Genomic DNA, 7606 nt, shown 5'->3' on the forward strand with positions numbered 1-7606 from the left:
TCGGACGGATTCTTTTTGCCGGGCGACCATGGTTTTTCGACCTCCTAAAATTGAGTGATTAGCTCAATTTTAGAGTGTCGCACGGTGGGGGTCAAGGGGGAGGACGTGTCATCCCCTTTGCGGAGTGTGTCGGAAACATTTTGTCCGACACTTTTAGCTCCGCCTCTCACACCCCACAGGGGTGCTGGGATGCCATTTACCGCAAATCGGGCAGGCTCCGATTGAGGACAAATGGCTTGCTGAAGTGGAGGGCTGCGAGACAATCCGGCAGGGAGTCGCGCACCTGGAACGAGGCAAAAGATGCGGCTTTGAACAGGGAGGAGTAACGAGGCTCACCCTGTTCATTGCGCATCGGGGGCAGGCAATGGGCGACTTCATTCGCCCGCCTGCCCTGCTCTTGAAGTGATACAATTGGATAAAGGGAGAGTAAGGATCATGACAAGGGAAATTGACTTCGAAAAAGCCATGAGACATGTACGAGCAACCCTTGATTTTGAAGGCTTAGTGCTTACAAAAGAAGAGGAAGAGCTTTTGAAAAGGCGGTTTCATGGAGAAATTACAGAAGAGGAATACATACAAAAAGCGCTCGAACTGGCAAGGTCTTGAGGAGGACTGGCTGCTGCAGGGAGAAAACAAGCGTTTATGCCGCGAAAGTCGATTTACAATGAGAGGCACTCTCATGCAAACTGCCGGAGGTGGCCCCGGAGGGCGGTTTTCGCCCTGCGGGGTTGCCTTTGGGAGTTTGAGGGTGCGGAGGCTCGTTGTCAATCGAACCGTGGAATAAAAAGCGGGGCCGATGTTCGGGAATCGGGAGGTAAAGGCAGCTGCCGGCGATTTTAGTCGTTCGTCTTTTTGTCGATTTGGATCCCTAACCTGGTTCCTGGTCGTTCGGTTTTTGGAAAGGTGGAAGTAAGTGAAGACAGAAGAGGAAAAGGTACTGAAGGCACTAGAGGATTTGGGCCAGATGATTAAAGAGGGTTTGGATGAGATAAAAGAGGATTTGGGAGATACGCGATCGGGTATCAAAGCAGAGACTGTGGCGTTGAAGAGGGAACTGAGTGAGTTTGAAAAAAATATGAATGAGCGTTTTGATAGACTGGATGAGGTGTTTGAGAGCAGGCGGAAAAAAATGATTGAATTTGCGAAGGAGATCGGGGCGGATATAGAGAGCTAATTCCGAGGCTTTTTGATCGCTGAATAAAGTTGTATAATTTTAGCTGCTCACATGTTTTGTTTTAGCGCTCTTGCTTTTTGGCAGGAGCGTTTTTTTTGTTTGCGGCGTCACGCAACATTTTTTCTAAGAGATTTTCTGCGATTATTGGCGGGCATCTTTATGTTAATCTTTAACATAAAAAGGGTTTTTGTTGGGAAGGAAGGAATGAGGCTCATTGGAAACCATACCATCTTCATCTGTGGGAATGAAAATCAATGCGTGGTACAACGAAATCCAGAAGCTGAATGTGATAGAAGCGGAACGGTTGAAAGCCGAAATTGAGCAGGATTTAGACAGAATGGAAGAGGATCAAGACACCCTATTGTACTATCAGATGATGGATTTGAGGCATCAGCTGATGTTGGACTACCTTTTTCCAAACAAGGAAAGGATGAGCCTTGCTGATTACCTTAGAGAAATCGAGGGACAGGGTAGAAAATTCTCGGGGTTGTTGGAATACTATCGCTCGTTTTTTACCGGAATGTACTACTTTTCGCAGGGAAAATACATAAAAGCCATTAAGTCTTATAGAGCAGCGGAGAAGAAATTAACAAAAGTTTCTGACAAAATAGAAAAAGCTGAATTTTACTTTAAGATGGCTGAAGTCTTCTATCACATGAAACAAACCCATATGTCGATGTATTATATCTCTCTTGCTGATGAAATTTATCAAAAGGAGGTTACATACAAAGTCCGCCAGATACAATGCCACTTTGTTATTTCGGGAAATTATGATGATTTATTGGCGCATGATCGCGCTTTGCCCCATCTGCACAAGGCATTGGCTCTCTCGCAAGAGATTGATAATTGGACGATGATCACTAAAGCATTATTGAACATGGGTCACTGTTATAGCAGAATTGGAAGCTTTCAGGCAGTGCCTTTTTATCATGAGGCCATTAAAGCGGCCAAAAAGGCAAAAGCTAAAGAAATCACAAGCGCTTATTATGATTTAGCTTTAATTCATTTCACCAAAGATGAAAAACCAGAAGGACAAGAATGTTTTGAAAAGGCCCAAGAATACGCTCATGAATTCCAGGATGACTTGTGTTTGTATTTGCTGGGCGTTTTAGAAGCGTTGTTCCTCAAACAAGCGGACAGATCGAAAGTTCTGGAGGCTTTTGAACCACTTAAAGATGGCCGGGGTTATCCTTATCTGGAGGAGCTGGCTTTAGTTGCTGCGGAATTTTATACTAAAAATGGGCGTCTGGATGATTCTGTTTTTTTCTTTAAGCAGATGGTGGATGCTCAAAAACAAATTCAAAGGGGCGATTTCCTGTATGAAATGTAAGAGCCTTTTTTCCGTAGCCATCATCTTAGGGGTATTAACGCTAGGCGTAGCTGGTTTCTCTTATGTAGATCATGGGGATGTGCAAGTTGCTTCGAGAAATGCGACTTGATGAAAAAAAGCAAGGTGAGGAGCGAATTTCCTGTATGAAATGTAAAAGCCTTTTGTCAGCAGCCATCATTTTGGGAGTATTAACGCTGGGTGTGATTGGATTTTCTTCTGAAGTTCAAAGCGATGCACAGATTGCGATACGAAATGCAACGTGATGACCAGCGGTATGTTTTATTAGACGGACGTATGCGTTCCGTCTTTTTTTGTGTTTGAGAGTCTGTAAGAGAGAAAGAAATGCCTCTGAGGATGCTCAGAATCGTTTCTGAGGACTTTTTTGGGAAAACACGACTTAAAGGAGCCGGAATACTTCAAAAACGCTCAGAGGGCTTTTAAACGATTTTTTAAGAGAAGAAAAGCACACAAGACATCTTTAGGACACTTTTTGGACTTGCTGCGTCCAGGATCAGGATATGGTCACGATACAGTGCCCAGTTATACGCACCAAAATTATTGGTGCGTTCCTGGGTTTTTCCCGCAGGGGCTTTTTGATTTTTTGCTGAACGGCTGCTATTGCAAAATATGCGGCCTTGAAAAAAACGTTTTTGAACGCAAAAAAGGCTTTTTCGCATGAAAAAAGCCGATTTTTGAAAAAAAATCTCCCCCCTTCGGGGGGGAGATTGGGTTTTGATTTTTGGTTTTAAAAAAGCCGGCTAAAAAGCCGGTTTTTTGCGATTTTGGCGTGGCCAAAATCGGGTCTTTTCTTATCTTGATACTATATAGAAACAACAAGATTTTCAAAAATGGCTCTCAGCCCTTGTCTGTCAAGGGTTTAGGTCGTTTTTGACAGAACAAAACTCCCTCTGCTATTATTAAGGTGTCCAATCAAAATAATAGAACGCTAGAAAACTAGCTCAGAAGGGAGTTTCTTTTTTCATGTATTCATCTGAATCAAATTATAACATCCTTGTGGACGAGACCGCAACAGGAAAAAAGAGAGATTGGAAGGGAAAAAAATCCCGGTCCGATCTCATGGCCAAGCACTATGAAGGTTTGAAAAATCGAATTGGCGCGCCTTACTACAGCAAAAAGGCTCAACGAATGTTTGAATGTGCGGAGCAATTGTCGTTTAAAAGAGACCCGGAAACGGGCAGATTAAAACTGTATCAAGCCTATTTTTGTAAAGTGAGGTTATGCCCGATGTGTGCCTGGCGCAGGTCGTTAAAAATTGCATATCACAATAAATTGATTGTTGAGGAAGCCAATCGGCAATATCATTGCGCTTGGTTGTTTCTCACACTGACAGTTCGGAATGTCGAGGGAGGAGAGCTTCGCCAAACGATTTCCGATATGATGAAGGGTTTTAATCGTTTGATGAAGTACAAGCGAGTTGATACGGCTGTCCTTGGCTATTTTCGAGCTTTAGAAATCACGAAAAATCATGAAGAACATACATATCATCCACATTTCCATGTGTTGTTGCCAGTAAAGAAAAGTTATTTCACAGGCAAGTTATACATTAGTCAAAAAGATTGGACAAGCCTTTGGAAAAAGGCAATGAAACTTGATTATACGCCGATTGTACATATACAGCGGGTCAAAGGGAAAGCCAAGATCGATGCGGAGCAGATCGAGAGTGAAGTGCGAGAGGCAATAGAGGAGCAAAAAGCCGTTTTGGAAATTTCAAAGTACCCCGTGAAGGATACGGATATTGTCCGCGGAAACAAGGTGACTGAAGACAATTTGGATACGGTTTATTATCTGGACGACGCGCTTTCAGCTCGGCGGCTCATCGGATATGGCGGCATCTTGAAGGAGATACATAAGGAACTGAATCTTGGTGATGCAGAGGACGGTGATCTGGTCAAGATCGAGGAAGAAGATGATGAGGTGGCAAACGAAGCCTTTGAGGTCATGGCCTATTGGCATCCCGGCATTAAAAATTACATAATCAAGTAAGAGAGCAGGCCACGTGGCCTGCTTTTCTTAGCTCAGTTTTTTCATTTCTGAACTGATGAATTTAGTTCTCTTTTTGTCCTTGTAAGTTTTTACGATTACATATCGATGATATCCCAACATATCTTTACATTCTCTATGTTGAATAGTTACATAGACTGGTTTGCTTTTAGGGACAGATACATAGGTTTGCGTCATTGCTCCAAAAAGAACTGCTCTTGCTAATGTTGATCCAACGAAAAAACCGATACCCCCGACTCCTCCGCCGACAATCGCAGGTAAGACTTTATTTTCCCAGTTTGTGTACGCTACGTTGTCGCGCTTTTGGGTTTTGACAATTTTACACCCGTTTGTATAATCTCCTGGGATTTTTTGAATTCCTATCTTTTGGCTGGTAGACTGATTTGAAGAGCAATACTCATCATCATTTTGTGGAAGATTAGTAGGAACTACGGGAACTTTTACATTGTTGCTCTGTTCATTGCTTTGTTCAGCAGCGAAAGTGCTGATTGTTGGAATAAATAGAGTGATACTCATCACTAATACTACTACAACTTTTATACTCTTTTTCAATCAAAAAACATCCTTTCCTATAATTGTATGGGCCCATATCAAATATAAACCTTTTTGGAAAGCTCTGGGTATGTTTTAATAAAAATTAAGTGAAAATTAAGAAAGGTATGATATTTTATGAGATTTTTTTGGGCTTTTTTGGGGTTTGCTCTGATGGGGATAATAATGAGTACCATTAGAGAAAATTTTTCGTCTACTGTGACCACAATTGTTTTGGTGGTTTTTGTGGCTGCTTGTTTGGTTTTTGACTTAATTAAAGGTAAGAGGAGTCAAGATCAGGGAGATAGAAAATATGGGGTTATATGGTGGATTGCAACACTCCTCATGTTTTTAGTGTTTATTCTTAATACTTTCGTTTTTAAAATTGACCCTTTGTATAATATCTTCGTTGTATTGATTTACATTTTGTTAATGGGGGTTATTAGAAGTAGATGGAAGAAAGCTGAGACAGATTAAGCCCCCAAGCGGGGGCTTTTCTATTTCCAGAATTGCCACCACTTTTTTTCGCGGGCGGCAGCCAGCATTTTTTGAGTTTCCTGGGATTCGCGAAGGGATTTCATCAGCATTTCGTCTCTTTCCTGCTGCCGTTTCTCAAAAAGCTCAATGCGTTCTAGCAGCATTTTATTGAACTCTTCCTGTTGTTTGACAAATTGAAATAAGGCGCGCCTTTCATCGTTTTGTATCGGTGTATCGGGTTGCGATACAGTCAATTTTGACCGATACAGATGCGCTATGTGTTCGGCTGCTTTTTGAAGGGATTGGCCGTCCAATTTGTTCATGTTGTAGAGATACTCTATAGCGGATAAATCATCTTTGTTGTAGAGTCGCCAGCCCTTGGTGTCGCGCTCGAAAAAATAGCCGTGAGACTCGAGCAGCTTTGAATATTTGCGGACTGTGACGGTCTCTATGCCAAGGCGGGAGGACACGTCTTTTGAAGTAAGTTTTGTAGCGGTCGTATCGGTGTTCATAGCGGATCACCTCGATTTTTCCTTATGCGCTACAACATTCGCTATGAATCTCGTAAATGCCTTCCTATTTCGAAAAGTCAACGCTACAAGCCAGAAAGACAAAAAAACAGGCCGCGGGGCCTGTCTCATCGTTCCATTTCTTGATCTCTTGATCGTGCTTTGTTTTTGACAGTATGTTCCGGCTCCAATGTAAGGGGTAGATCAAGCGTTGGTTCATGCTTTCTTTCTTCCTCAAGCTCTTTCAAAAAATCACGGCTGCGGGCGCTGTCTTTTGATCTCTCAAACTGCCGTAGCTTTTCTTGATCAGCGAATTGATGCAAGTCTTTCAGGTGGGAAGGATACAGGCCGACCTGTTTTCCATCCTCGTTATAGCCTCGAATGACGACATGCGCGTGAGGATGCCCTTTATCATCATGGACGGCGGAAACCCAATCTAGTTTAACGTTGTACTTGGTTTCAAAACGATTCATGGTGTCTCGGACCAATTCCTTCAGATCGGTCCCGTAGCGCTCTTTTTCATCCTCGCTGAGCGAGATCACGAGCTTATGGCCGACCACGCCGACCTTTGGCTGTTCGTTCAGCTTTTGGAAAAATTCAATTCGTTTGATGTTGTCCTGGGTAGCCGTGAACAGTTCCGGCGGCGTCCGGTGATGATCACGATCAAGTTCTATGTACTTGATATGCTCTTTGATGTGAGAGATCGGCTTGCCGCCTTTGTGGTGGCTGGCAAAACCAAGCGATTTCACATGAACGACCATCAGTATCTCCCCTGCTCGTATTCTTCAATCAAATTCCTGTTTGACTTAAACCGGCTGTAATTGTCCAGAAGGAACTGGAGTTTCTTCTGCAGCGATGCGTTTTCTTTTTCTTGATTGCGCAGCTGCCGGGTTAACTCCTCTTTTTCCTGATCGATCTGCCTTGCGCGGTTGTAATAATGTTGGGTGTTGGCTTTTTGATTTTCGTGTTTTTGATTTAATGACTCATGCAGTTTCTGAAGCTCTTCGTATTGTGCTGCCATTTGGGCAAGCATCTCTCTGATCTGATTGCATTCAGACTCTAGTGCTTTGTTTTCCTGAATGAGAGAGCTGATCTTTTCAGCGCCTTCCTTGTCGAGACGGCCCTGCATTCGCTTGGCGGCAAGTCCGCGGATTTCTTCACGCTTTTGTTTTGGATTGCTTTTGTTAAAGAGACTGTCAAATATTCGTTCCAGAATGATGGAGCTGTAGACTGTCTCGAATGATGACTTTGCCGTGAGGTTAGCAATCCGTTCAACGGTTTGCTTTCCCATGTCTTGAACGCGTTTTTCAATCCTGTCGATCAAAGCTTGCTCGGTTGCGGACAGCAGCGAGCTTGCTTCGACAGGTTGGACTTTTCGAGCGTGATACGCCCTGATGGCGTTCTCGATCAAAAGGCCAAACTTCTTTTCAGACCCGAAATCTTGTTTCGCGAGCTTGCGACCGAGCGAAACAATTTCAGGGTCGAGTCGGACGGATTCTTTTTGCCGGGCGACCATGGTTTTTCGACCTCCTAAAATTGAGTGATTAGCTCAATTTTAGAGTG

10 protein-coding genes are annotated in these 7606 nt (G+C 43.3%); 6 read left to right on the plus strand and 4 right to left on the minus strand.

The window, feature by feature from the left end:
• The first annotated feature begins 435 nt into the window (after positions 1 to 435).
• From QMZ64_RS22630 to QMZ64_RS22650, 5 genes are all read left to right on the plus strand, one after another.
• A complete protein-coding gene (locus tag QMZ64_RS22630) occupies positions 436 to 606 on the plus strand; it encodes a hypothetical protein (protein ID WP_011161206.1) in 171 nt (56 codons plus the stop codon).
• A gap of 307 nt (positions 607 to 913) precedes the next feature.
• Positions 914 to 1174 (plus strand): hypothetical protein, encoded by a 261-nt coding sequence (locus tag QMZ64_RS22635; protein WP_046129924.1) that lies wholly within the window; start codon positions 914 to 916, stop codon positions 1172 to 1174.
• Positions 1175 to 1388: 214 nt separating this feature from the next.
• Positions 1389 to 2504, plus strand: a complete 1116-nt coding sequence (locus tag QMZ64_RS22640) for a response regulator aspartate phosphatase (RefSeq protein WP_301441607.1) — start codon at positions 1389 to 1391, stop codon at positions 2502 to 2504.
• Positions 2505 to 2590: 86 nt separating this feature from the next.
• Positions 2591 to 2767, plus strand: coding sequence for a hypothetical protein (locus QMZ64_RS22645; protein ID WP_301441608.1), 177 nt, complete (start codon positions 2591 to 2593; stop codon positions 2765 to 2767).
• A 718-nt stretch (positions 2768 to 3485) separates the two neighbouring features.
• Entirely contained in the window at positions 3486 to 4508 is a 1023-nt protein-coding gene (locus QMZ64_RS22650; protein ID WP_268341375.1) for a protein rep, read from the plus strand.
• 27 nt (positions 4509 to 4535) lie between these two features.
• Here QMZ64_RS22650 and QMZ64_RS22655 read toward each other — a convergent pair whose 3' ends face one another.
• On the minus strand, positions 4536 to 5078 hold the full coding sequence (locus QMZ64_RS22655) for a hypothetical protein (protein WP_301441609.1): 543 nt from the start codon (positions 5076 to 5078) through the stop codon (positions 4536 to 4538).
• A 153-nt stretch (positions 5079 to 5231) separates the two neighbouring features.
• On the opposite strand from QMZ64_RS22655, the gene QMZ64_RS22660 reads away from it, so the two are divergent.
• A complete protein-coding gene (locus QMZ64_RS22660; protein WP_301441610.1) occupies positions 5232 to 5534 on the plus strand; it encodes a hypothetical protein in 303 nt (100 codons plus the stop codon).
• A 20-nt stretch (positions 5535 to 5554) separates the two neighbouring features.
• On the opposite strand, the gene QMZ64_RS22665 is transcribed toward QMZ64_RS22660, so the two are convergent.
• The 3 genes from QMZ64_RS22665 to QMZ64_RS22675 all read right to left on the minus strand — a co-directional run bounded on the left by QMZ64_RS22665 (position 5555) and on the right by QMZ64_RS22675 (position 7559).
• Positions 5555 to 6046, minus strand: a complete 492-nt coding sequence (locus tag QMZ64_RS22665; RefSeq protein WP_301441611.1) for a DUF3967 domain-containing protein — start codon at positions 6044 to 6046, stop codon at positions 5555 to 5557.
• A 125-nt stretch (positions 6047 to 6171) separates the two neighbouring features.
• A complete protein-coding gene (locus QMZ64_RS22670; RefSeq protein WP_301441612.1) occupies positions 6172 to 6804 on the minus strand; it encodes a relaxase/mobilization nuclease domain-containing protein in 633 nt (210 codons plus the stop codon).
• Entirely contained in the window at positions 6804 to 7559 is a 756-nt protein-coding gene (locus tag QMZ64_RS22675) for a hypothetical protein (RefSeq protein ID WP_021838006.1), read from the minus strand. Before QMZ64_RS22675 ends, QMZ64_RS22670 begins: the two co-directional genes overlap by 1 nt.
• Positions 7560 to 7606 lie beyond the last annotated feature (47 nt).

The sequence above is a fragment of the Bacillus sp. LB7 genome (assembly GCF_030449715.1).
GTDB classification, from domain to species: Bacteria; Bacillota; Bacilli; order Bacillales; family Bacillaceae; genus Bacillus; species Bacillus paralicheniformis.

Coding starts and splice junctions, on each gene's coding strand:
- QMZ64_RS22660 (WP_301441610.1), top strand. CDS start 5,232: ATGGGGATAATAATGAGTACCATTAGAGAAAATTTTTCGTCTACTGTG.
- QMZ64_RS22675 (WP_021838006.1), bottom strand. CDS start 7,559: ATGGTCGCCCGGCAAAAAGAATCCGTCCGACTCGACCCTGAAATTGTT.
- QMZ64_RS22630 (WP_011161206.1), top strand. CDS start 436: ATGACAAGGGAAATTGACTTCGAAAAAGCCATGAGACATGTACGAGCA.
- QMZ64_RS22665 (WP_301441611.1), bottom strand. CDS start 6,046: ATGAACACCGATACGACCGCTACAAAACTTACTTCAAAAGACGTGTCC.
- QMZ64_RS22650 (WP_268341375.1), top strand. CDS start 3,486: ATGTATTCATCTGAATCAAATTATAACATCCTTGTGGACGAGACCGCA.
- QMZ64_RS22670 (WP_301441612.1), bottom strand. CDS start 6,804: ATGGTCGTTCATGTGAAATCGCTTGGTTTTGCCAGCCACCACAAAGGC.